Consider the following 24723-nt stretch of genomic DNA (forward strand, 5'->3'; position numbering starts at 1 on the left):
GGTCTGAATTTGGGCCAGACTTCCGGCGAGCCCGACGACCGCGTCGGATCGCCCGTGCTTACCTTCTCCGACTTGCGGGTGGTCGCCCCGGCGCTGTTGCTGGGCGTGGTGCTCGTCTGGCTGATCAGCCGCGACATGCTGCTTTCGGGCGTGTTCCTCGCCGCCGTGCTGGTGCTGGGCGGCGCAGCCTTCGCGCTCGCCCGCAGGCGTCCTGCCGAAGTGGCCAGCGAATTTGCCGAGCCGGACTGGTCGGTCACGGTCGCTGCGGTCGAGCGGCCAGACGAAGGCGTCGCGATCACCGACCGCGCCGGGCGGCTGACTTGCGCCAACGCCACGTTCGGGGCGTGGTTCGGCACGTACGCCGCGCCGCCGCGCCTGCCGGTCGACGGTGCCTCCGCCGAGCGCCTTGCCGAAGCGGCGCGCGCCGCCTGGCGCGATGGCAGCGGGCTGGCCGATGTCGAAAGCCACGATGCCGCTTCGGGCCTCGTCCGGCGCTGGCGCATGGAAGCCACGCGCTGTGGCCGGGGCGAGGATTTCCTCGTCTGGCGTGCGACCGGGCAGGGGATCGACGATCCGGTTGGCGAGCTTGTTCGCGCGCTCGACGGCAAGCTGGGTCGCGCGCTCGCCCGTGCCGGGATCGCCGCCGCGCTGGTCGATCCCGACGGCTCGCTGCGCACCGCCAGCGCCGGTTTCGCGCAGTGCGCGGTGGGCGATGGCGGGGCGGACCTTACCGGCACCGACTTCGTCGGCTATCTGCGGCAGGACGAGGGCGATCGCGTCTACTGGGCGCAAGTGCCCGAGGGCAACGCGCCGACCCGCCCCGGCGCGCTGACGATCTATCACGTTCCCGTCGCCGATCCGGATCTGCCGGTCGAGCCCGATCCGGACACCACGCCCTCGCTGATGCTGGTCGTCGAGGCGGGCAGCGGCATCGGCGCGGGCGAGGGCAGCACCACCGCTGCGCCGCATCTCGAAGCGATGCTCGGCCAGCTTCCGCTCGGTCTCGCCATGGCCGATCGCGACGGGCGCGTGCTGTTCGCCAACCCCGCCTTCATGCGCGCGGCTGGGCGCGAGGGGCTGGAGCCGCCGACCTATCCCACCGATCTGGTGGTGCGTGACGACAAGCGCGCGCTGTCCGAGGCGATCCGCCGCTTCGCGCAAGGCCCTGCCGCTGCCGGAGACCTGGCCGTGCGCCTGCTCACGCAGCCCGAGGATCCGGTTTCACTCAGCCTTGCAGGGGTGCGCGGGCTTGGTGACGCAGCGGTGCTGCTCGGCCTCACCGATTCCACCGAAGAGGCCCGCCTCAAGCGCCAGGTCGCGCAGGCCACCAAGATGCAGGCGGTCGGTCAGCTGGCAGGCGGCGTTGCGCACGATTTCAACAATGTGCTGACGGCGATCCTGGGCACCTGCGACCTCATGCTGATGCGCCATACGCCGGGCGATTCGGACTACGACGACATCCAGCAGATCCGCGCAAACTCGAACCGCGCGGCCTCGCTGACCCGCCAGTTGCTCGCCTTCTCGCGCCAGCAGACGCTGCGCCCCGAAGTGCTGCAGGTGCCCGACGTGGTGGCCGATGTGTCGCAGATGCTGCGCCGCCTGATCGGCGAGAAGATCCAGCTCGTCGTCACGCACGACCGCGATCTGGGGCCGGTCCGCGCCGACCCGACGCAGCTGGAGCAGGTCATCGTCAACCTCGCCGTCAATGCGCGCGACGCGATGCTCAGTTCAGGGCTCAGTTCAGGCCGCAAGGGCGAGGCGGGCGGCACGCTGACGCTCGCGACCAAGCGCATCAGCACCACCGACGTGCGCGCGATGCGCAGCGAGATCATCCCGGCGGGTGATTATACCGCGCTGATCGTGTCGGACACCGGCACCGGCATCGCGCCCGAACATCTCGCCAAGATCTTCGAGCCGTTTTTCACCACCAAGGAGCAGGGCAAGGGCACCGGCCTTGGCCTCTCGACGGTCTACGGCATCGTCAAGCAGTCGGGCGGGTTCATCTTCGCTGATTCGGTAGTGGGGAAAGGGACCAGTTTCAGCGTCTATCTTCCCGTCCACCACGCTGCGCCGGGCGAGGCCGTCACCGCCGTACCCACCCGCGCCGAGCCTGCGCCCGTGCAATGGGCAGGCGGCGGCTCGATCCTGCTGGTCGAGGATGAGGATCCGGTGCGCATCGTCGCCGAACGCGCGCTGACCCGGCAGGGTTATACCGTCAAGAGCGCGCGCGACGGCGAGGAAGGGCTGGAGATCGTGCGGGCGGGCGAGACGTTCGATATCGTTGTCACCGATGTCGTCATGCCGACGATGGACGGCCCGGCGATGGCGCGCGAGATCCGCAAGATCGCCCCCCGGCTGCCGGTCCTGTTCATGTCGGGCTATGCCGAGGAGCAGCTGCGGCGCGAGATCAGCATCGCCGATGCCTGGTTCATGCCCAAGCCGTTCTCGGTGCAGCAGCTCTCCGAAAAAGTCGGGGAAGTTCTGAGTACCACGGCGAAGCGGCGTTAAAAAACGGAAATCCGCCACTGTTCACCTCTTGTTCTGTGAGAACAAATGCGATACATGAGCTTTCGCGACATTGACCTTTCCGGTCAGGCCGGTAGCAAAGGGGTAAGTGACATGGCTGCTCAGCTCAAGCTGATCCAGGAAGGCAAGGAAAAGGACAACATGGACCGTCAGAAGGCCCTAGAGGCCGCGCTGGCCCAGATCGACAAGGCGTTCGGCAAGGGTTCCGCGATGAAGCTCGGCTCGAAGGAGACGATGCAGGTGGAGGCGATCTCCACCGGCTCGCTCGGGCTCGACATCGCGCTGGGCATCGGTGGCCTGCCGCGTGGCCGTGTGATCGAGGTCTATGGCCCGGAAAGCTCGGGCAAGACCACGCTGGCGCTGCACGTCATCGCCGAAGCGCAGAAGATGGGCGGCACCGCGGCCTTCGTCGACGCCGAACACGCGCTCGATCCGGTCTACGCCAAGAAGCTGGGCGTCGATATCGACGAACTGATCGTCTCGCAGCCCGACACCGGCGAACAGGCGCTGGAAATCACCGATACGCTGGTCCGCTCGAACGCGATCGACGTGCTGGTGGTGGACTCGGTTGCCGCGCTCGTTCCCCGCGCCGAAATCGAGGGTGAGATGGGTGACAGCCACGTCGGCCTGCAGGCCCGCCTGATGAGCCAGTCGCTGCGCAAGCTGACCGGTTCGATCAGCCGCTCGCGCTGCATGGTGATCTTTATCAACCAGCTGCGCATGAAGATCGGCGTGATGTACGGCAACCCGGAGACGACCACGGGCGGCAACGCGCTCAAGTTCTACGCCTCGGTCCGCCTCGACATCCGCCGCACCGGTCAGATCAAGGATCGTGACGATATCGTCGGCAACGCCACCCGCGTGAAGGTGGTCAAGAACAAGGTCGCCCCGCCGTTCAAGCAGGTCGAGTTTGACATCATGTATGGTGAGGGTATCTCGAAGATCGGCGAGATCCTCGACCTTGGTGTGAAGGCCGGCATCGTCGAGAAGTCGGGTTCGTGGTTCAGCTACGATTCGATCCGCATCGGCCAGGGGCGTGAGAACGCGAAGACCTATTTGAAGGAAAACTCCGAGATCTGCGATCGCATCGAAAAGGCGATCCGCACGAAGACCGAAGGCCTTGCCGAAGAGATGATGGTCGGCCCCTCGGCGGACGACGAATAAGGCCTCTGAACCGGCAGGTCGCGGGATGAACAACAAAGGCCGGCGGTCCGCTCCGTCGGCCTTTGCCTTTCAGACAGTGCACCCGACTGGTCTCGTATGACCGATACTCATGATGCAACTGCCCGGATCCACTTCTGCCTGCGGGTACGGTTTGTGGATCAGGAACGCGGCTTGATCGTAACGCGCATCGTTACGGTGCGATTGGCGGGCGCGACCTCCTCATCGGGGGTCATGTCCAGGATCGGGCGCTGATCGGCAGTCCAATGGACGCGGCGAACCCGCGCATCGCGCCCGTCACCACCCACGCCATTGCCCCATGTATGGTAAATGTAGAGCGTGTTGCCGTCCTCGTCAGTCGTGAAGGCACCGTGGCCGGGCCCCTGCTGATAATGCAGATAGTCGGTGATACCTGCCGGCATTGGTACGCTCTTCTGAAGCGGGGCGCCCCACTTGTGCCAATTGTCGATATTCGTCAGGTCAGCACCCGTACTGGCCCATTCTCCGCTGACGACATATGTCGGGCTTACGCTGGAACTTGAATAGATGATCGTGACCCGGCCATCGTGAACCAGGGCAAACCCGCCTTCTGCAAGGTTTTCCTCGAACGAGAGGTCGGGTGCGATGATCGGAGCGGGAGCGGATGCCAGCCGCGTCGGCTGGGCCGGATCCACTTTGGCGATCCAGGTCAACGGATCGCCCATCGGTGTGGCGCCCGGAAGATAGCGTTGCGACCAGATGTAATAACCCTGCCCGTGCACTTCGAAATAGGACATGTCGAGGCTGATGTTGTGCGCGAAGCCCTCGCGCCCCAGCGGGCTGCCGTCGGTCTTGAGTACGGCCGCCGGTTTCGACCAGTCCGCCGGATTGGTCGGATCGCCGTCTTCACGCAGTTGCATCACATGCGATTCGACAGTGGACCAGAGCCCGCCCTCGTTCTTCTGCCTGTCGTCAGGATTGAAGCAGGGCGCGAAAAGAAGAGAGAGTCGGCCACCGATTTCGTGAAGTTCGGGAGCCCAGTAACACCCCGCGATCACTTTGCCTTCAAGAGTTCGATCACGGCGCGTGCGGCGATTGAGCAAGTCGACCTCGCGGGCAAGGCCGCCATTGGCGTCGGCGAGTTCGCTGATACTGTTGGCGACGCGGATCGCCAGATGCGGCGAGGCCACGTTATGATTGCCGGTGTCATCGGTGGCGACGAACAGGTACTTGGTGGTGCCGGCATGATCGTAGCGGTAGATCACCGGATCGGCGCGGTTGTAGGCGAAAATTTCCGGATAGGCTCGCTGCCGAACCTGCCCTTTGATTATGAAGGTTCCGGCCCGAGCTGCCGCGAGGCGGCGGAGATCGGCCTTGTTCCAGTCGATGGCGCACGTTGCGATGGAGCCGTCCGAATAGAGCAGATGGACGCGGGTGGTGCTCAAGGCGGCCACGTCTCCTGCCACGATGGTTCGCGGATCGACCCATGCTGTTGTGTTCACGATCCGGTCGAAGCGGTTGATCAGCGCCTTGGCGACGTTAGCACTGATCGCCAGGCTGCTGGCCGCCCCGGCATCGGCGATAACATCCTGAGCCGTATCGCTTGGCCTGGTATCGACACTTGCGAGTGCTCCTTCATGGGTTTCGCCGAGATTTCCCCGTACGGCAATCTGCGAACGCATCCCGTGGGTGAAAGGGAAATAGGGTGTTAGGACCATCTCCGTTCGTGCCAGATCCTCCACTGTCGCCCAGTGCGGGGAGCCGGACTGGTCCTTCCAGGATACCACGTAGTGCCCGGCGGATGAATCCCATACGGCTTGCGGATATCGAACCTCGCCAGCGGTATCGAGATGGAGCAGACCCAGTTCGGTGAAGTCCGCAGGGTGGTGCGGGTCCGCCTTGTAGATCAATGCGCTGGACGATTGCGATGGCACGGGCGTTCCTGCCATGGTTACGCGGGTGGCGATGATGCCCAGGCTGCCGTCGCCAAAATGGAACAGGGCCGGGTTGGCGATACCGCGCTGGTCGACGCGGTCGACGCCAACATAGTCACCGCTGGCGAACAGGACGCCGTAGTTGCCATTGAGCGGTTGCGGTTTTCCTCTCGACATGCCGAGCGCCAGATGAACGCTGTGTGCGATCAGCGGCTGGTTGGCCTGCTGCGACCCCGTTGGGATCCGGGCATAGGCGATCAGCCGATGCGCGTCGTTGCCAAGCAGCAGCACCTTGAAGCGCTTGGTGATCGTTTCGCCGGTTGGCAGGGTCATGGTGCCGGTGAGTTGTACGGCCTTTGCCTTGCGGCTTGCATTCTGCAGCACGGGGGCTCGAAGGGGCCGACCATCCAGCATCCAGGAAACGGAATAACCCGGCGGTGTGGGCAGGTGTGTGCCCGGCATGACGATCGGTGGCACGATCCATGTCCGGGCGGCGGTAAGACGGGGCGTGGTCGCGGTTGGGGTTGTGGAAGGCGTATGTTCGGAGTCACCGGGCGTTGCCAGCAGCGGCGATCCCAGACAGGCCAGTGCAAGGGCGGCTATGGTGCTGCGGGTATCGGGCATTTTTCGGAACTTTCGATCATGGCGGCGATACGCGAGCCAGACAGTCGGAAGGGGGCTTGCCGATCCGGAAGCGCCCAGAGGATCATCATCGCGTCGCTCGGATGGCGATCGTCGCCGTCGCAGGTGTCGCTGCTGAGTTCGCAAGCTGCCCCTCGATCCGGATCGGGCTACGGGCACGGGCAAGCTGCGACGCATCGGGCAGATGCCAGCGGACGGCGACCTGCTCGCTGTGTCCGTCTTTGAACTGTGCGGTGACGGTTTGCGGCAACGGGGGAATGTGCGAGGCAGGCGGGGCCGACAGGGCGACCGGCGTGACCGAGGTGACGAGAAGCGCCGGGTTCCACTGTGCTGCAAGGCGGTCCCGTTCGGCGGCGGTGATCGACATCACCGTGCCGTGGCGCGGCGAAGGCGGCAGGTGGAACGTCTGCGGGTAGGTCCAGTGGATGTCCCCTTCCAGCGAGTTGGTCGCCAGCGGGATATATCCGATGCCGCCATAGTTATCGACCCAGAGGAAGTATCTGAAACCACTGGTATCACCGGGATTGGCGGGAAAGGCACTTGGGCCTTCCACTTCCGGTGTCCCGGCCTGACGCCCGATACACCGGCTCACCATCGTCCACGCGCTCGATGCCATCGAAGCGCGAAGCGAGGTGGAGCGCTGGCCGATGATGTCCGCCGATGGACAGCCTTGCGCCTGCGTCGCTTTCGTGAAGCGGTAGAAGTCGTTGCCGACCCGCATGACGGTGGTGTCGATCATGCCGCGATCCCTGACCAGTTCGGGCAGGTCTGCCGCCTTGAACCATGGACGGGGCGGCGTGAAGCTGCGAAAATCGCGCGTGATCGAGGTCAGGATCTGGGCGCCGTTTCCGTCTGGGCGGGTATGTGCGGCATCGGCGAACAGCGTGGATGTCCAGTAGACGACATAGGCCCCGATTGTTGGATCGTAAGAGGCTTCCGGGGCCCAGGTCATGCCGGCAGTGGGCGGCGAAACCTTTACGTGGCGCTGTTTTCCCCAGTGGACCAGATCGGTCGATTCCCAGATTTCCAGATAGTGACTTCCCTGATCGGTTGCGTGTGTCCACCCGGTGCGCGCCGCCGACAGATCGGTGGCCAGCAGGAAGAAGCGGTCTCCTTCGGCCGAACGCATGATGAAGGGGTCGCGCAGGCCTCGCGTACCCTTGGAGGATGTGAGGACCGGCTGTGCGTCGTTGAGGAGCTTCCATTCGAGGGCGTTGTTGCCATCGGACGTGGCGAAGCGCAGCTTCTCTCCATCCTCGCTGTTACCGGTGAAATAGACGAACATGTAGGCGTTCATCGCGGGCAGCGTGACGCGGTGAAGCACGCTCAGCTTCAGGGGAACGCGGATCGGCTTGCTGCCCGGCACCGTTACTGTCGCGGTGAGGGTGACGGCGCGATCGCGTGCGCCCCGCGTGACGGCGCCTTTTCGGATGACGTCGGCGCCGTTCCTGCGATCGGTATCGCTGAGGATTGCAGAGGCGGAGGATCGCCATGTGATCCGTGCCGTTCCGGCGCTCTCAACATCTGCGAGTGAAGGGATTGCGTCCCCGGTATCGTAGAGCGTGATACTGCCGCGGATCGGTGCCGACAGCGCAGAATCGTTGCGGATCGCATCGGCAACCCGGAGAGCAAGTGCCGCCGTGGCTGCCGGTTGTCCCGCTGTTGGCGAAGATGGGCCGGGAGCGGCCTTGGCATGGATCGATGCCATGAGAGCGCCGAACATAGCCAATGTCAGAAGGCTCGGGCTCGGGCGCGGACGGACAGGGGCATGGCTCTTTTCGGACATGGTCATCGGGACGGGCGGCTCCGCGAAAGTGTGAGGCGTGGGCGGGTGATGGCCTGGAGGGTGGAGAAAGATGTTGGACGAGAGATCGCCGATGCAGCGGTGCTCAGGACGGGGTGGTTGAGCGAGGGATGGCGATATGCCGCATCGTCCGACTCTATGTTGTCACACCGAGCGTCGGCGGCAGGGCTTCATGAGTTATTGTCAGGCAAAAAGGATGGGGGCGGCGCTCGTTCGGGCCCTGAAAAATCGCTGTGAATGGAGGTGAAAAGCGATGTGTGGTCCAGCGTGACTGTCTGGCTTTCAAGGTATTCTCTCCCGGCGGCGGCACCATATTCTGTTGGCCCTTTCTTGTCGGGGTACATTGCGGGCAGAAAAATCGCAACGCCCCGTATCTTCTGGTAATAAAATTACAACTCAGGGTGTGCTGTGCTGTTGCTGCTGGGCGCAATCGTATGCGATGAAGCAGTGCGATCCGACCATGTGATCCGGTAGTTTTCCCTTGAGTAAATGGGTTAGGCGCCGCCCGGTCATCTTTTCAGGTAACGCAGGAGATATCCTTCCGATCTGCCGGTCGAGATAAAATGTCTGACTTATAGAATGTCGCCGAGTTGTCTTGAACCTTGCTGCCTCATCAGGATTAACGTGTGCTTAGGCTTGATGGTATAAGGCCGTTTGTGGGTGCTTCTTCATGGAGCAAGGCGGGAATGGCGACACAGGCGACAACGGTTGCGCGATGGAACTGGCGTGCGCTTTTGCGTGGGCGCTGGATTCGTTTCCATATGGCCATGGCGATCATCATCGCCGGCGGCATGGTGCTCGGCTTCGGGTATGAGTTTCCGGCCTATGTGATCCATCCCAAGGTGCATCGCCCGGTACTGCTGGCAGTGCATTCGGCGGTGTTTGTCAGCTGGTTCGTGGTCTATTGCGCACAGGTGCTGCTGATCCAGGTCCGCAAGCGACGCCTGCATATGACGCTGGGCTGGCTGGGCGCCGCACTGGCCTTGGTGATGCCGCCGCTGGGCGTGGCGACCGCGCTGGTTATGCGCCGGTTCGACATTCTGGCGTTTCATTCGACACAGGTGGCCAACGACCTCGCATTTGTGGCGACGCCGCTGGCCGACATGATGATCTTCACGCCTTGCGCCTGGCTTGGTATCGCGCTGCGCAAGCGGCCCGACTATCACCGCCGCCTGATGTATCTCGCCACCGCCGCCATTGCCGAGGCGGGCTTCGGCCGTATCCCGATCCCCGGCGCGGGAACCTACTTCTACCTTTCCAACCTGCCACTCTATGTCGCCGGGATGATCCACGACAAGGTGACGACCGGTCGCGTACACATTGTCTACCGCTGGGGCGTACCGCTGATCGTCGGCGTGGAGTTCACCTCGATGGTGCTTTGGTTCGCCAAACCTGTGTGGTGGGTCGACCTGGCGGGGCACATGACCGGGTTGGCGTGAAGCTCTGCGTCGAGATTTAAGGTCTGTAATGGGCGGGAAGCGGGCGTTGATTGATTACTCGCTCAGATCATCCCGGACATAAACGAGTTTCGCGTTTGGCTTGTCCGTACCTTCATAACTGTAGCAATAGACTGGTGCAGCGCCGCCTATATTCGCCCGTCTTGTAACGAATTGAACGCATTGCCGATCGTCAAAGGCCATCACTTGAGGTTTCCAAATCTCAAGCGCCTGCGCTTTTGTCTTCCCATTTTTGCCAGCCCAACGGGCCAACCCATCTTGCACGAACCCAAAGTTGTCGAGGAGGTCCTGTTCCCTCCACCCCAATTCATCGACCTGAGGAGCTGCGGTTCGGCTTACAAAATGCTCACAGACCCAATAGCCAGATACGAAACTGGCGAAGTTAAGCCCTAAATACGTAAGGGCAATCTGTAATATATTAAATGTCATGCAAAGCAAATTAAACTAAGCTTGAAGATCTACAACTCGGCGTTTGCTGCTGCTCCGCCAGTCTCACCCTTTCGCCGCTTCCACTTCATCGGCATCTCCATGCGGGGCGCTGTGACCGCTGATCTCGGCACCGGCGTCGTGCGCAAAGCGCATGTTCCATATCGTTGCCGCCAGCGATATGGCGGTCACTACCCAGAACGCGGCGGAGAAGTCGCCCAGCGTTGCGTGCTCGCTGGCGTGAACCAGCATGGCCAGGTGTAACGCCACGGCGGCGACGCAGATGCCAAGCGAGAGCATCAGCTGTTGGAAGGTCGAGTAGAACGCCGTCGCGCTGCTCATCTGGCGCTGCTCGATCCCGTCGTAGGCAATGGTGTTGTAGGCGGTGAACTGCAGCGACATGAAGAAGCCCGAGAAGGCGAGGATACCGAACATCGCCCAGGTCGGCCAACTCGGGCTGAACAGGCCGCAGGTGGCATAGCCCGCCGTCGCTATGATGCCGTTCCAGATCAGCGTGCGGCGGAACCCGAAGCGGCGCAGCACGCGCGGGGCGGCGGCCTTCATCGCCAGCGAGCCGACGGCGGTGGCGACGGTGATCGTGCCGCTGCGCGCGGCGGTGAAGCCGAAGCCGACCTGCATCATCAGCGGCAGCAGAAACGGCTGTGCGCCTTGCGTGATGCGCGTCACCGATCCGGCGATCACCGAGAGGCGAAAGGTCTTGTCTCTGAGCAATGTCAGGTCGAGGATGGCGCCTTCGCGGCCTTTGGCGTGACGTATGTAAAGCACGCCTGCGATGGTGCCGATCACGATCAGGCCCAGCGCGAGCGGTCCCTTGCCCGTACGGCTCGCCATCTCGAAGCCGAACAGCAGGCAGCCGAGCGATACACCGCTGAGCACGAAGCCGGAGAGGTCGAACGGGGCGAGTTCGTCCTCCTTGAAATTGGCGATGTAGCGCGTAACCAGCCACAGGCCGACGAGGCCGATGGGCAGGTTGATGTAGAAGATCCAGCGCCAGTCGAGGAACGTCACGATGAAGCCGCCCAGCGGCGGACCGACGATCGGGCCGATCAGGGCGGGCACCAGCAGCCACGACATCGCGTTGACCATGTCGTGCTTGGCAACCGAGCGCAGCAGCACGAGGCGCCCGACCGGGATCATCATCGCGCCACCCATCCCCTGCACGAAGCGGGCGAGCACGATCAGTTCGAGCGTCGGCGCCTGCCCACAGGCCAGGCTTCCGATCATGAACAGCGCGATTGCAGCGCGAAACACCGTGCGCGAGCCAAACCGGTCGGCCAGCAGGCCCGAGGCGGGAATGAAAATCGCCAGCGCAAGGAGGTATGACGTGAGCGCGATGCTCATGTCCTGCGCGCGCACGCCGAAGTCGCGCGCCATCGTCGGCAGCGCGGTGGCGAGCACGGTTGCATCGACGAATTCCATGAACAGTGCCGAGGCCACGATCAATGCGACGACGCGATAGTTTGGCCCCGAGGTTTCTGGCCCTCCGGGATCGCGGGCCGGGGTCAGCGCGCCTGCGGCCGGAACGATGCCGTCGCGGATCTCGGCATTGACCGAGGCTATGCCACGCCGTCTGGGCTTCAGCATGGAAGCACCGGGAGAAGGGCGGGCGGGGTCATGATCGATCTGCTTTCCGGGGACGAGAGTGGGGGGCGGCGCCCTCAATCCGGTTCGGGACCGGATTTTCTCTCATGCGCCGGAGTCGTCACACTCCATATAGACGGAGTTGCGTGTTTGGAAACAGCACCCTGCGGCGCACACTTGCATTGATCGCACCACTGGTGGCGTCGGTCGCCTGTCGCGAGGTGTCGCTTTCGCGCATCGCCGCTGCAATCATCGCGAAATCCGAACAGTCTGACCGCAACCAAGCGCTTGCCGACCTCGCGCGCGTGGCTTATCGGCGCAAATCATGCACACGACCAACGAAATCCGCCGGTCCTTTCTCGACTATTTCGCCAGCCAGGGGCACGAGGCTGTCCCTTCCGCGCCGCTCGTTCCCTATAACGACCCGACGCTGATGTTCGTGAACGCAGGCATGGTCCCGTTCAAGAACGTGTTCACCGGGCTGGAGACACGCGCCACGCCGCGCGCGACCTCGTCGCAGAAGTGCGTCCGCGCAGGCGGCAAGCATAACGATCTCGACAACGTGGGCTACACCGCCCGTCACCACACCTTCTTCGAGATGCTGGGGAATTTCTCCTTCGGCGACTATTTCAAGGAGCAGGCGATCACCCATGCGTGGACGCTGCTGACCAAGGAGTGGGGTCTGCCGGTCGAGAAGCTGCTGGTCACGGTCTATCACACCGACGACGAGGCGTTCGACCTGTGGAAGAAGGTGGCCGGGCTTCCCGACCAGAAGATCATCCGCATTCCCACGAAGGACAACTTCTGGGCGATGGGCGACGAAGGCCCGTGCGGTCCGTGCTCGGAAATCTTCTTCGATCACGGCGATCACATCTGGGGTGGCCCTCCGGGATCGCCGGAAGAGGATGGCGACCGCTTCATCGAGATCTGGAACCTCGTGTTCATGCAGTTCGAGCAGTCTGCGGGCGAGATCGTCGGCAATCTGCCCAAGCCCTCGATCGACACCGGCATGGGGCTGGAGCGTATCTCCGCCGTGATGCAGGGCGTGCATGACAACTACGATATCGACACCTTCAAGGCACTGATCGCCGCATCGGAAAGCCTGACCGGCGTTGCCGCCGAGGGGGACAGCCGCGCCAGCCATCGCGTGATCGCCGATCACCTGCGCTCGACCAGCTTCCTGCTGGCCGACGGCGTGCTGCCCTCGAACGAGGGCCGCGGCTATGTCCTGCGCCGCATCATGCGCCGCGCGATGCGCCACGCGCACCTGCTGGGCGCCAAGGATCCGCTGATGCACCGTCTGGTGCCCGCGCTGATCGCCGAGATGGGCCAGGCCTATCCCGAGCTGGGCCGCGCGCAGCCGCTGATCGAAGAGACGCTGGAGCGCGAGGAAGTGCAGTTCCGTCGCACCCTGTCGAACGGCATCAAGCTGCTCGACGAGGCGACTGCCGGAATGGGTGAGGGTGGCGAGCTTCCGGGCGAAACCGCGTTCAAGCTCTATGATACGTATGGCTTCCCCTACGATCTGACCGAGGACGCGCTGCGGTCGCGCGGCATCGCGGTCGACAAGGCGGGCTTCGATGCCGCCATGGCGCAGCAGAAAGCCGCCGCGCGTGCCGCGTGGAAGGGCTCCGGGCAGGCGGCCGACAGCGAAGTGTGGTTCGACATCGCCGAGCGCGAAGGCGCCAGCGAGTTTACCGGCTACACCTCCACCACCGGCGAAGGCCAGGTCGTCGCGCTGGTTAAGGGCGGCAAGGAAGTTGCGTCCGCGAACGCGGGCGACGAGGTTGTCGTGCTGACCAACCAGACGCCGTTCTATGGCGAATCGGGTGGTCAGGAAGGCGATCGCGGCACCATCACGGGCGCGAATGGCCTCAGGATCGCAATCACCGACACGGCCAAGCCGCTCGGCCGCCTCCACGCGATGAGCGGTACGGTCGAGGCCGGTGCGATCAAGGTGGGCGATGCGGTGAACCTCGTCGTCGATGTCGAGCGTCGCGATGCGGTGCGCGCCAACCACTCGGCCACGCACCTGCTGCACGCCGCGCTGCGCAACCGCCTGGGCGATCACGTCACCCAGAAGGGCTCGCTGGTTGCCGCCGAGCGCCTGCGCTTCGATTTCTCGCATCCCACCGCGCTGACGGCGGACGACATTGCCGCCATCGAAGCCGAAGTGAACGCCGAAGTGCGCGCGAACGAGGCCGTGCTTACCCGCCTGATGACGCCGGACGATGCCATCGAAGCAGGTGCCATGGCGCTGTTCGGCGAGAAGTACGGCGACGAAGTGCGCGTGCTCTCGATGGGGCGTCACGCAGGGGATCGCACCTATTCGGTCGAGCTTTGTGGCGGCACCCACGTGCGCGCCACCGGCGATATCGGCGTGTTCCGCATCGTCTCGGAAAGCGCAGTCTCCTCGGGCGTTCGCCGTGTCGAGGCGATGACCGGTGAGGGCGCGCGTCAGTGGCTGGTCGGTCGCGAGGAAGCGCTCAAGAGCGCGGCCAGCGTGCTGCGCACCACGCCCGAAGACGTCGAGGCCCGCGTGACCGCGCTGGTCGAGGAGCGCCGCAAGCTGGAGCGTGAACTCGCTGAGGCGAAGAAGGCCCTCGCGCTGTCGGGCGGCGCGGCCAAGGCCGAAGCTGCGGACGAAGAAATCAACGGCGTGAAGTTCGCAGGTCAGGTGCTCGAAGGGCTCGATCCCAAGGATCTGCGCGGGCTGCTCGATCAGGCCAAGCAGCGTCTCGGGTCGGGCGTCGCGGCGATCGTCGCGGTGAACGAGGGCAAGGCGAGCATCGCCGCTGCCGTCACCGAAGACCTGACCGGCAAGGTGAGCGCCGTCGATCTCGTTCGCGCCGGCGTTGCCGCGCTGGGCGGCAAGGGCGGCGGCGGCCGCGCCGACATGGCGCAGGGCGGTGGCCCGGACGGCGACAAGGCGGCCGATGCCATCGCGGCGGTCAAGGCCGTGCTGGCGGGCTGATCGGCTTTCGCCGGATCAGGAACAGAAAGGGGGAGGAGCTTTGGCTTCCTCCCCTTTTTCGTGGCCGGGCTCGGCTTCCGGCGGCGCTCGACACGGGCGGAAGTTGCAGGCAAGACACTGCGCAGCGACGGCCAGCGCCTTCCGCAAGGTGGAGAATCCGCGATGTCTCGGTGGACTGCGGTCTGTGTTCTGATGGGGTGTTTCCTGAGCGCTGCGGCGCCTCCTGCCGGTGCCGGGACAGGCTGGAACAGCTATGTCAATGCGCGTTTCGGTTATTCGATCTGTTATCCGGCAGGGCTGCTCGAACCGGCGCCGGAGTCCGATAATGGCGACGGGCGTACTTTCACGGGGGCGAAGGGTGCCAATCTGGCGGTATGGGGGGGCTGGAATGTGCTGTCTTCGTCCGCGAAAGACGCCAGGGCGGTCGATCTCGAACGGTTGCGGCAATCGCGATACAATGTGACTTACGATGTCGTGAAGCCGGGCTGGTACGTTCTTTCGGGCTCCGGCCCCGATGGGGTCGTCTATCTAAAATCGCTGATCGGTGCGGAGAAGCAGGTGACGTTCGAGTTGCGCTATCCCGCTGCCGAAGCCGCGCGCTGGAATCCGGTTTCAGCGCATCTCTCGCAATGCCTGGCGGACTGAAACGGTGATGCACAGTATATCCGGCGCCGCGTTGCAGGCGACGCTTGACGAGATCACGGCCGAGATGCGCGTTGCGACCGAGCGCGGGCGCGTAGCTGACTACATTCCTCCGCTTGCCGCCGTGCCCGCCAGCAGGTTCGGCATTGCCGTGGTGCTTGCCGATGGCGACGTTTACGTCGCAGGCGACGCGGACGAGGCGTTCTCGATCCAGTCGATCTCGAAGGTCTTCGCGCTGACGCTGGCGCTGGGCGCGGTGGGCGACCAGTTGTGGAACCGGGTGGGGCGCGAACCTTCGGGCAGTGCCTTCAACTCGATCGTCCAGCTGGAAACCGAGCACGGCATCCCGCGCAACCCCTTCATCAACGCAGGCGCCATCGTGGTGTGCGACGTGCTGCTGGGGCGTCTCCAGCCGCGCGAGGCGATCGGGCAGATGCTGCGTTTCGTGCGCGAACTGGCGGGCGATGACACCATCGCCATCGATGAGAGCGTGGCGAAGGCCGAGCAGGACACCGGCTTCACCAACCGCGCGCTGGCGAACTACATGCGCGCCTTCGGCAATATCCATGGCGAGGTGGAACTGGTGCTGGGCACCTACTTCCACTTCTGCGCGCTGGCGATGAGCTGCCGCCAGCTGGCCATGGCCGGGCGCTACCTGATGGCGGGCGGTATCTCGGACGGGCACCGGGTCATCACCGACAAGCGCGCGCGGCGTATCAACGCGGTGATGATGTCCTGCGGGCAATACGACAATTCGGGCGATTTCGCCTATCGCATCGGTCTGCCAGGCAAGTCGGGCGTGGGCGGCGGGATCCTCGCGGTCGCGCCGGGGATCGCCAGCATCGCGGTGTGGTCGCCCGGTCTCAACCCCAGCGGCAACTCGCAGCTTGGCCAGTTGGCGCTCGAACGCCTCGTCCAGCGCACCGGATGGTCGGTGTTCGAGCCGCGCTGATAGGCGCAGCGTCGGGAACGGATCGGGCGAGGTCGGCGTTGCGGGCATGATCCACGAGGATCGCGCAGGAGAACCCGGCCATGTTCAGGGACTTTCGCGAAAACTTTCTCGCAGGGGCAGGCATCCCGCCACCCCCCCGATACACCGGATGAACCGGGCGACGAGCCACAGCGCCCGCCACTTGGGCCGCGTGGGGAAAAGATCGTCCTGGCGCTCCTAGGCTTCAACGCCCTGATGCTGTTCCTCGCCCCGATCGCGGGGGTGACGTTGTTCGACTGGGTTGCGTGCTACGATTGAGGGGCGTCGAACAGGCTTGCCGTGAAATGCAGGGCGCGGGTGTAATGTAATATCGAGGCCTTGCTGACGAGTGCTAGCGTTGCACCCATTAGCACTACTGCCACCTGAATATTCGTCGATACCGGATAAAGCGCTGCGCCGACGGCAGAAAGCAGACCTATCGCCAGAGGTATTGCTCGCACTCTGACCGCTGTCAGGCGATCTGGTTTGAATTTCCCGATCACTACAAGCGCCTGAGCGAGAGGGGATACAAAGCCGATTTCCACGACAATGAAGAGCGTCAGTACGGGGTGGAGGCTGCTAGGATCATGCAAACGGATCAGCACGGCGGCAAGAAATTCGCCGAGGTAGGCCGCAGCCAACCTGGGATACGTCCATCAAAGCTGCGAACTCGCAGATGACTTGCTCATACCTTTTGGGCCTTCGTCATTCTGCTCGCAGCGATCCTGAGCGCAGCGCCGGTTTGGCGCTCAAGCCGCCCTCGTTCATGATCTGCTCGCGGTATTCGTCGCGCTTTTCGTGGATCGAGGCGATGATCGGTCCCATCGCGACGCCGGTCTCCACCAGCGCGGCTTCGGAGAGCTGCAGCGAGCTTTCCAGCGTTTCGGGCACCGCGTGGGTGGCGCCGGCACGATAGAGCGCGGCGGCGTGGTCCACATCGCGGGCGCGGGCGATGATCGGCAGGTCGGGAAACTCGCCGCGCAGCTTGCGCACGAGGCGCTGTGCCGTCACCGGCTCGTCCATCGTCAGGATCACCGCCTTGGCATTGGCGACGCCGAGGCGGCGCATGGCGTCGCCGCGTCCGGCATTGCCGAACGTCACGGCATAGCCCTGCCGTTTGCCCTGCGAAACCAGATCGGCGTCCGAATCGACCGCGTAATACGGACGCTTGTGGGTGGTCAGCAGGTCCGCCACGAGCATGCCGACGCGCCCGAAGCCGATGATCAGCGTGGGCGGCGTCCGGTCGTCCGTCACCGGGTGGTGGGTGTCCTCCACGCCGTCCACCCGCTTGGCCATCAACCGCCCGAACAGCGAAAGCAGCGGCGTGACGGTGAGGCCAAGCGCGGTGACGATCTGCCAGAACTGCGCGGTGCCGCTCTGGATCAGCCCGGCGGACGTGGCGGCGGACAGCACGATCAGGGTCGTTTCCGAAGGGCTCGACATCAGGATGCCGGTCTCGGTCGCGGTGCCGCGCCGCGCGCCCATCAGGCGCAGCAGCAGCCCGGTGACGATGGACTTGACCACCATGACGCCCAGCGTTGCGAGCAGAATCGGAACGAGGTTCTTCCAGACCACCGAAAGGTCGATGCTCATGCCGATGGTGATCAGGAACACGCCGAGCGCGAGGCCCTTGAACGGCTCGGTGATCTCCTCGACCTCGGCGTGGTACTCGGTCTCGGCGATCAGCAGGCCTGCAACGAGCGCGCCGACGATGGGCGAAAGGCCGGTCGCCGCCGTCGCCAGCGAGGCGAGGATGACGACGAGCAGGCTGGCGGCCAGGAACAGCTCCGGACTCTTGGTCCGCGCGGCCTGTGCGAACAGCGGCGGCAGCAGGAAGCGCCCGAAGATGAGCAGGCCCGCGACCACGCCGCCGCCCCACAGCAGGGTCGAGAGCAGCCCCTTCATTCCGTCCGCATCGGCATGCGGGGCCAGTGCGCCCAGAAGGAAGATGATCGGGACGAGGGCGATATCCTCGAACAGCAGCATTGCCAGCGCGGCGCGACCAACCGGGGTCGAGGTGCTGGTGATCTTGAGCACCAGCGCGGTCGAAGACAGCGCGAGCGCGAGGCCCAGCGCCAGCGATCCCGCCGTCGCCTGCCCCATCGTCGAGAGGATGAAGGTGAAGGCCGCGCCCGTCACCAGCAGTTCCATCGCGCCAAGCCCGAAGACCATCCGCCGCATCTGCCACAGGCGTCCGAACGACAGTTCCAGTCCGATCGAGAACAGCAGCAGGATGATGCCGAACTCGGCGAAGACCTCCAGTCCGTCGGGATCGGTGATCGTTACATAGCCCAGCCACGGGTGGTCGAATACGTGTCGCCCCAGGCCGAACGGTCCGACCAGCACGCCGATCAGGATGAACCCGATGACCGGGGTGATGCGGAAGCGCGAGAACACGGGAATCACCGCGCCTGCCGCGCCCAGGATCACCAGCGCATCGGAAAGGAAGGGGGAGTAGAGATGGGTTTCTGCCGCCATGGCACTGTTATGCGCAACGGCCTGCCGCTTGTCATGTGCGAAGACTTCTCCTGTGTCTGGCGAAGGCCTGCAAAAGTATGGAAATATGAGGGGCGACTTGCACAGTTTGCCGATTTCCCGAGTCCCCCACGCAACTTCACTTTGCGTTCGGCGATGTGCTGGCTATAGACCCACACCATGTTCGAACGCTCGCGATTGAAGACCGCCCTGCTTGCCGTAGCTGCCGGGGCCACTGTTCTCACTGCCGGTTGTGCCGGTCGCGGGGGCAAGACCAAGGACACGGCCTATGTCGCGCGCGACGTCGACACGCTTTATACGGCCGCGCAGCAGCGCCTCAACGACGGACGTACCCTGCAGGCGGCGGCGCTGTTCGACGAGGTCGAGCGCCAGCACCCTTATTCGCCCTGGGCCCGACGTGCCGAACTGATGAGCGCATTCAGCTATTATGTTGCGCGTGATTACAACAAGGCCGTGCAGTCCGCGCAGCGCTTCCTGTCGATCCATCCGGGCAACAAGGACGCGCCTTACGCCTATTACCTGATCGCGGTGTGCTACTACGAGCAGATCAGCGACGTGACGCGTGACCAGAAGACCACGCAGCAGGCCAAGGATGCGCTGACGGACATCATCCGTCGCTACCCGACGACGACCTATGCCACTGACGCCAAGCTCAAGCTCGACCTGGTGAACGATCACCTTGCGGGCAAGGACATGACGATCGGACGCTTCTACGAGAAGAGCGGTCGCTGGCTGGCCGCGACCCTGCGTTTCCGTAACGTCGTCGATAATTACGCTACCACCAGCCATACTCCCGAGGCGCTGTATCGTCTCGTCGAGGGCTATCTCTCGCTCGGCACCCCGGACGAGGCGCGCAAGGCCGCAGCCGTGCTGCAGCGCAACTATCCCGACAGCGTGTGGTACGCTCGTGCCTACAAACTGATCGGCAAGTACCAGCCGAAGGAACTTCAGAAGAGCTGAGCCGGACTTTCGGTCGGGTTATTTCCGAGCCGGAGCACAGCTTAGTCCACCCTGTCGGTTGACTTTTCCGGCAGGGTGGCGTTGTCATGACGGCGCCATGCTCTCGCAGAAAACCCGATATACCATCCGTGCGCTTCAACATCTGGCAGACGAATACCAGCAGGGGCCGGTGCGTCTGGAGGCGATTGCCTCTGCGCAGAACATTCCGCGCAAGTTCCTGACGGTCATTCTCTCGGAACTGTCGCGCGACGGCATCGTGCGTTCGCATCGCGGGAGGGCCGGGGGATACGAACTGGCGCTTCCGCCTATCGACGTGCGCTATGGTGATATCATCCGCATTACGCGCGGCAGTCTCGCGCTCGTGCCCTGCGCCAGTCGCAACGCGCATGAGACCTGTGCTAACTGCCTGCCCGAATCCGAATGCCGCCTGCGTGCGCTGATGCTGATGTTGCGTGACGAAACGGCGGCGGTGCTTGACCGGTTGACGCTGGCCGATCCGATCGCGCTGGAAGATGCGTTCCCGCTCGATGAGTCTCCGGAAGGCGTCGCGCGACCGAACGCGGCCTGATGTTTCGGCGCGCATTTCCGGGTGACGCGCGTTTCGATTGTCGATAGAACGCTTCGCGAACATGTTGACCCGGCTTTCCATTCGCAACATCGTCCTGATCGAGGCGCTCGATCTCGATTTCGCTGGCGGCCTCGGTGTGCTCACCGGTGAGACCGGCGCGGGCAAGTCGATCCTGCTCGATGCGCTCGGCCTCGTCATCGGCAATCGCGCCGACAGCGGGCTGGTACGGGCCGGAGAGGATCGCGCCAGCGTTATCGCCAGCTTCGATTTTGCACAGCTTCCGCCCGTCGTTACCGCAGGCATCGAGGACGCCGGGATCGAGATCGAGCCCGGAGAACCGCTGATCCTGCGTCGCCAGTTGAAGGCGGACGGCGGCAGCAAGGCCTGGCTCAACGACCAGCCGGTGGGCGTGGCCCTCCTGCGTGATATTGCCCCGGCACTTGTCGAGATCCATGGCCAGCACGACGATCGCGGGCTCGTCAACGCGCGTGGCCATCGTGTGCTGCTCGATCGCTTCGCAGGCGGTGACGTGTCCGAGGTCGGTGCCGCGTGGCGGGCGTGGCGCGCCGCGCAAGGGCTGCTCGACGAGGCGCGCGAGCGGGTTTCGCGCGCTGCCGAAGAGCAGGACCTGATCGCCTCCTACCTAGCCGAACTCGAAGTGCTGGCGCCCGACGAGGGTGAGGAAGAGCAACTCGCCCATGCCCGCGCCGACATGCAGAAGGGCGAGCGGCTGGCCGATGACCTTGCTGCGCTGGCGCACGTCTGGACCGGCTCCGATTCGGCGGTGGCGAACCTGCGCGGCGCCTCGCGACGGCTGGACCGGATCGCCGGGGAGCATCCGCTGCTGGAGGAAGCGCTCGCCGCGCTCGACCGCGCACTGATCGAGGCAGGCGAGGCCGAGGAGAAGATCGACGCGGCGGTCGAGGCGCTGGCCTTCGATCCCGCCGAACTGGACCGGGTGGAAACCCGCCTGTTCGATCTGCGCGCAGCTGCCCGCAAGCACGGCTGTCAGGTCGACGATCTGCCCGCCAAGCTCGCCGAATTTCGCGAGGCGCTGGCGGTGATCGAGGGTGGTGAGGAGCATCTCATCGCGTTGGAGAAAGCGGCGCAGAAGGCCGCACTCGACTATCGCGAAATGGCAGGCGCCTTGCATGACCTGCGCCGCGCGGCGGCCAAGCGGCTCGATGTGGCGGTGGCCAGCGAACTGGCGCCGCTCAAGCTCGATGCCGCGCGCTTCCAGACGTCGGTCGTCCGCCTGCCCGAAGAGCGCTGGAGCGCGAGCGGCATGGACGCCGTCGAATTCCTGATCTCGACCAACCCCGGCACGGACTTCGCCCCATTGGCGAAGATAGCTTCGGGTGGCGAACTCTCGCGCTTCATCCTCGCGCTGAAAGTCGCGCTGGCCGAAGAGGGCGGCGCTGCGACGGTGATCTTCGACGAGATCGATCGCGGTGTCGGCGGTGCCGTGGCCGATGCTATCGGCGAGCGGCTCTCGCGCCTTGCCTCGACTGGCCAACTGCTGGCGGTGACGCACAGCCCGCAGGTCGCCGCGCGCGGAGATCGCCATTACATGATCGCCAAGTCCTCGCAGGGGACGGTCACGCGTACGTCGGTGACGCCGCTCAGCGATGCCGGGCGCAAGGAAGAGATCGCGCGCATGCTCTCGGGTGCCGAAGTGACCGACGAGGCCCGCGCCCAGGCGGATCGGCTTTTGGAGAAGCTCTAAGTGAATCGCTAGAGGAATCAAAAAGGGCGGCCCTTCCAACTGGAAAGGCCGCCCTTTTTGCGTATCGGTCTATCCTCAGCCCAGACGAGCGAGGGCGGCGGCGAGGCGCTCGGCCTCGGCGGCGTGGTGTGCGTGGTCGGCGCGGGCCTTTTCGATCGCCTCGGGCTTGGCCTTCTCGACGAACTTGGGGTTCGACAGGCGGCCTTCGAGCGACTTGGCTTCCTTCTGCGAAGCGGCGAGCGCCTTCTCCAGACGGGCCTTCTCCGCCGCGATGTCGATCACGCCTTCGAGCGGGAGAACGAGCGTCGCGTCGCCCGCGCCGATCTGCATGGCCGGGCCAGCGGGCGCGGCCTCGAAGCGGATCGCTTCCAGACGGGCGAGGCGGTCGATGGCGCTACCGTTGCGCTCGATGATCGCGCGGGTCGCCTCTGAAGGATTGCCGAGATAGGCGGTGAGGCGCGCGCCGGGAGCAATACCCAGCTCCGCCTTCGCGCCGCGCAGGTTGCCGACGAGCGCGATCAGCCATTCGACCTCGGCCTTGGCGGTAGCATCGACCTCAGCCTCCGGGGCGGGCCACTGGGCGACGATCAGTTCGCCTTCGCGCGTGCCCATCTTGCTCCACAGCTCTTCGGTGACGAAGGGCATGAACGGGTGCAGCATGACGAGGATCTGGTCGAGCACCCAGCCGGCGACGGCCTTGGTCTCGTCGTCGAACGAACCCTTGATCAGTTCGATGTACCAGTCGCAGAACTGGTTCCACACGAAGTGATAGATCGCGTTGGCAGCGGCATCGAAGCGCAGGTCGGCCATCGCCTTGTCGAGTGCGGTGACGGTTTCGACCACTTCGCCGATGATCCAGCGGTTGACCGCCGTGGTCGCCGCCGGTGCTTTGACCGAGGTGCTGGCGGTGATGCCGTTCGACTGGCAGAAGCGCGCGGCGTTCCACAGCTTGGTGGCGAAGTTGCGGTATCCCTCGACGCGCTTCTCGTCCATCTTCACGTCGCGGCCCTGGCTTTCCATGGCGGCCATGAAGAAGCGCAGCGCATCGGCGCCGTACTGGTCGATGAGGCCGAGCGGATCGACGACGTTGCCCTTCGACTTCGACATCTTGGCGCCGTCTGCCGCGCGCACCAGTCCATGCAGATAGAGCCGCTTCCACGGTACTTCCTTCATGAAGTGGATGCCCTGCATGGCCATGCGCGCATCCCAGAAGAACAGGATGTCGAAGCCCGAGACAAGCAGGTCGTTGGGATAGTGCTTCTTGACCAGCGGCGCATCCTCATCGGGCCAGCCGAGCGTGGCGAAAGGCCACAGCGCCGAGGAGAACCAGGTGTCGAGCACGTCGTTGTCGCGGGTGAGCGCCTTGTTGCCGGCGAGTGCCTGCGCCTCTTCCTCGGTCTCGGCGACAAAAATTTCGCCGTCTTCCGAGTACCACGCCGGAATCCGGTGGCCCCACCACAGCTGGCGCGAGACGCACCAGGGCTGGATGTTCTCCATCCAGTTGAAGAAGGTCTTCTCCCACGACTTGGGGACGATCTCGATCGCGCCCGAGCGCACCGCTTCCATCGGCGGCCCGGCGAGCGTTGCCGCATCGACGTACCACTGGTCGGTCAGCCAGGGCTCGATCACCACGCCGCCGCGATCGCCGTAAGGTGTCTGGATCACGCGGTCCTCAACCTTTTCGAGCAGGCCATCGGCGTCGAGCATCTCGACCACCAGCTTGCGGGCCTCGAAGCGGTCCATGCCGATGAACTCGGACGGCACGAGGCCGTCGGCGGTCTGGCAGACCTTCGCTTCGGCATCGAGCATGTTGAGCATGTCGCGCGCCTCGATCCCGGCGCGGCGGCCGACCTCGAAGTCGTTGAAGTCATGCCCCGGCGTGATCTTCACCGCGCCCGAGCCCAGTTCCGGATCGGCGTGCTCGTCGGCGACGATGGGAATCTCGCGTCCGGTGATCGGCAGCGTCACGGTGGCGCCGCGCGCGACGAGATCTTTGTAGCGTTCGTCTTCCGGATTCACGGCGACGGCCATGTCCGCCAGCATCGTCTCGGGACGGGTGGTGGCGACGTGAATATAGCCCGAGCCGTCCGAGAGCGGGTACTTTAGGTGCCAGAACGAACCGTTGATCTCGCGCGTTTCGACCTCAAGGTCGGAAATAGCGGTCTTCAGCTTCGGGTCCCAGTTCACCAGCCGCTTGTCGCGATAGATGAGGCCCTGCTTGTGCAGGTCGACGAAGACCTTGACCACCGCCCTGGTGAAGTGCGGGTCCATGGTGAACTGCTCGCGCGACCAGTCCATCGAGCAGCCGAGGCGACGCAACTGGCCGGTGATGGTGCCGCCGCTCTCGCGCTTCCAGTCCCACACCTTGTCGATGAAGCCTTCGCGCGAATAGTTCGTGCGCTTGTCGCCGGCGGCTTCCATCTGGCGCTCGACGACCATCTGCGTGGCGATGCCCGCATGATCGGTGCCGACCACCCACAGCGCATCCTTGCCCTTCAGGCGCTCGTGACGGATCACGATGTCCTGGAGGGTATTGTCGAGCGCGTGGCCGATGTGGAGCGAGCCGGTGACGTTCGGCGGCGGATTGACGATGGTGAAGGGCGCGGCATCGGGGCGCTCGGGCCGGAACAGGCCGTTCGCTTCCCAATGGGCGTACCAGCGGGTCTCGATCCCCGCCGGATCGAAGGTCTTGTCGAGCATTTCACCAGAGTTGTCGGTCATGGCGCGGGGCCATGCCAGCGCGGACGCATGCGTGCAAGCGCGAAGCGGCGCTGAGGCTGACGGCAACGGGCTTGTGTAATTTGCGCAGCATTTCGTCGACGGCCGGGAACCTCTTGCCGGTGCACGCATTTTCGC

Annotated in this window: 15 protein-coding genes; 9 read left to right on the top strand and 6 right to left on the bottom strand. The window is 64.5% G+C overall.

Annotated features, from left to right (window positions below):
- The first annotated feature begins 9 nt into the window (after nt 1-9).
- Both AC3EC3_RS14435 and recA read left to right on the top strand, forming a co-directional pair.
- Entirely contained in the window at nt 10-2508 is a 2499-nt protein-coding gene (locus tag AC3EC3_RS14435; RefSeq protein ID WP_488490300.1) for a response regulator, read from the top strand.
- 111 nt (nt 2509-2619) lie between these two features.
- Nucleotides 2620-3690, top strand: coding sequence for a recombinase RecA (gene recA / locus AC3EC3_RS14440; protein WP_488490301.1), 1071 nt, complete (start codon nt 2620-2622; stop codon nt 3688-3690).
- Between the two features lie 158 nt (nt 3691-3848).
- Here recA and AC3EC3_RS14445 read toward each other — a convergent pair whose 3' ends face one another.
- Together AC3EC3_RS14445 and AC3EC3_RS14450 are read right to left on the bottom strand one after the other, a co-directional pair.
- Entirely contained in the window at nt 3849-6224 is a 2376-nt protein-coding gene (locus AC3EC3_RS14445) for a family 43 glycosylhydrolase (RefSeq protein WP_488490302.1), read from the bottom strand.
- 85 nt (nt 6225-6309) lie between these two features.
- Entirely contained in the window at nt 6310-8034 is a 1725-nt protein-coding gene (locus AC3EC3_RS14450) for an Ig-like domain-containing protein (protein ID WP_488490303.1), read from the bottom strand.
- A gap of 698 nt (nt 8035-8732) precedes the next feature.
- Between AC3EC3_RS14450 and AC3EC3_RS14455 the strand changes: the two genes are divergently transcribed.
- Entirely contained in the window at nt 8733-9485 is a 753-nt protein-coding gene (locus AC3EC3_RS14455) for a hypothetical protein (RefSeq protein WP_488490304.1), read from the top strand.
- A gap of 510 nt (nt 9486-9995) precedes the next feature.
- On the opposite strand, the gene AC3EC3_RS14460 is transcribed toward AC3EC3_RS14455, so the two are convergent.
- On the bottom strand, nt 9996-11534 hold the full coding sequence (locus AC3EC3_RS14460; protein WP_488490305.1) for an MFS transporter: 1539 nt from the start codon (nt 11532-11534) through the stop codon (nt 9996-9998).
- A 322-nt stretch (nt 11535-11856) separates the two neighbouring features.
- Between AC3EC3_RS14460 and alaS the strand changes: the two genes are divergently transcribed.
- The 3 genes from alaS to AC3EC3_RS14475 all read left to right on the top strand — a co-directional run bounded on the left by alaS (nt 11857) and on the right by AC3EC3_RS14475 (nt 16099).
- Entirely contained in the window at nt 11857-14505 is a 2649-nt protein-coding gene (alaS, locus tag AC3EC3_RS14465) for an alanine--tRNA ligase (protein WP_488490306.1), read from the top strand.
- A 162-nt stretch (nt 14506-14667) separates the two neighbouring features.
- Nucleotides 14668-15150, top strand: a complete 483-nt coding sequence (locus tag AC3EC3_RS14470; RefSeq protein ID WP_488490307.1) for a hypothetical protein — start codon at nt 14668-14670, stop codon at nt 15148-15150.
- A 7-nt stretch (nt 15151-15157) separates the two neighbouring features.
- Complete coding sequence (locus AC3EC3_RS14475) at nt 15158-16099, top strand: glutaminase (RefSeq protein WP_488490308.1); 942 nt, start codon at nt 15158-15160, stop codon at nt 16097-16099.
- A gap of 287 nt (nt 16100-16386) precedes the next feature.
- On the opposite strand, the gene AC3EC3_RS14480 is transcribed toward AC3EC3_RS14475, so the two are convergent.
- Both AC3EC3_RS14480 and AC3EC3_RS14485 read right to left on the bottom strand, forming a co-directional pair.
- Nucleotides 16387-16758 carry a hypothetical protein gene (locus AC3EC3_RS14480; RefSeq protein WP_488490309.1) on the bottom strand — a complete coding sequence of 124 codons (372 nt, stop codon included), beginning with the start codon at nt 16756-16758 and terminating at the stop codon, nt 16387-16389.
- A gap of 64 nt (nt 16759-16822) precedes the next feature.
- The gene (locus AC3EC3_RS14485) at nt 16823-18595 is read right to left on the bottom strand and encodes a cation:proton antiporter domain-containing protein (protein ID WP_488490310.1); all 1773 of its coding nucleotides are present in this window, start codon (nt 18593-18595) and stop codon (nt 16823-16825) included.
- Nucleotides 18596-18772: 177 nt separating this feature from the next.
- Between AC3EC3_RS14485 and AC3EC3_RS14490 the strand changes: the two genes are divergently transcribed.
- The 3 genes from AC3EC3_RS14490 to recN all read left to right on the top strand — a co-directional run bounded on the left by AC3EC3_RS14490 (nt 18773) and on the right by recN (nt 21867).
- Nucleotides 18773-19573 (top strand): outer membrane protein assembly factor BamD, encoded by an 801-nt coding sequence (locus AC3EC3_RS14490; RefSeq protein ID WP_488490311.1) that lies wholly within the window; start codon nt 18773-18775, stop codon nt 19571-19573.
- Nucleotides 19574-19670: 97 nt separating this feature from the next.
- Nucleotides 19671-20141, top strand: a complete 471-nt coding sequence (locus tag AC3EC3_RS14495) for an RrF2 family transcriptional regulator (RefSeq protein WP_488490312.1) — start codon at nt 19671-19673, stop codon at nt 20139-20141.
- 61 nt (nt 20142-20202) lie between these two features.
- Nucleotides 20203-21867, top strand: coding sequence for a DNA repair protein RecN (gene recN, locus AC3EC3_RS14500; protein WP_488490313.1), 1665 nt, complete (start codon nt 20203-20205; stop codon nt 21865-21867).
- A 75-nt stretch (nt 21868-21942) separates the two neighbouring features.
- Here the strand turns inward: recN and AC3EC3_RS14505 are convergent, their stop codons facing one another.
- The gene (locus AC3EC3_RS14505; RefSeq protein WP_488490314.1) at nt 21943-24588 is read right to left on the bottom strand and encodes a valine--tRNA ligase; all 2646 of its coding nucleotides are present in this window, start codon (nt 24586-24588) and stop codon (nt 21943-21945) included.
- Between the last annotated feature and the right edge of the window lie 135 nt (nt 24589-24723).

This window comes from Novosphingobium sp. BAM6 (genome assembly GCF_057784955.1).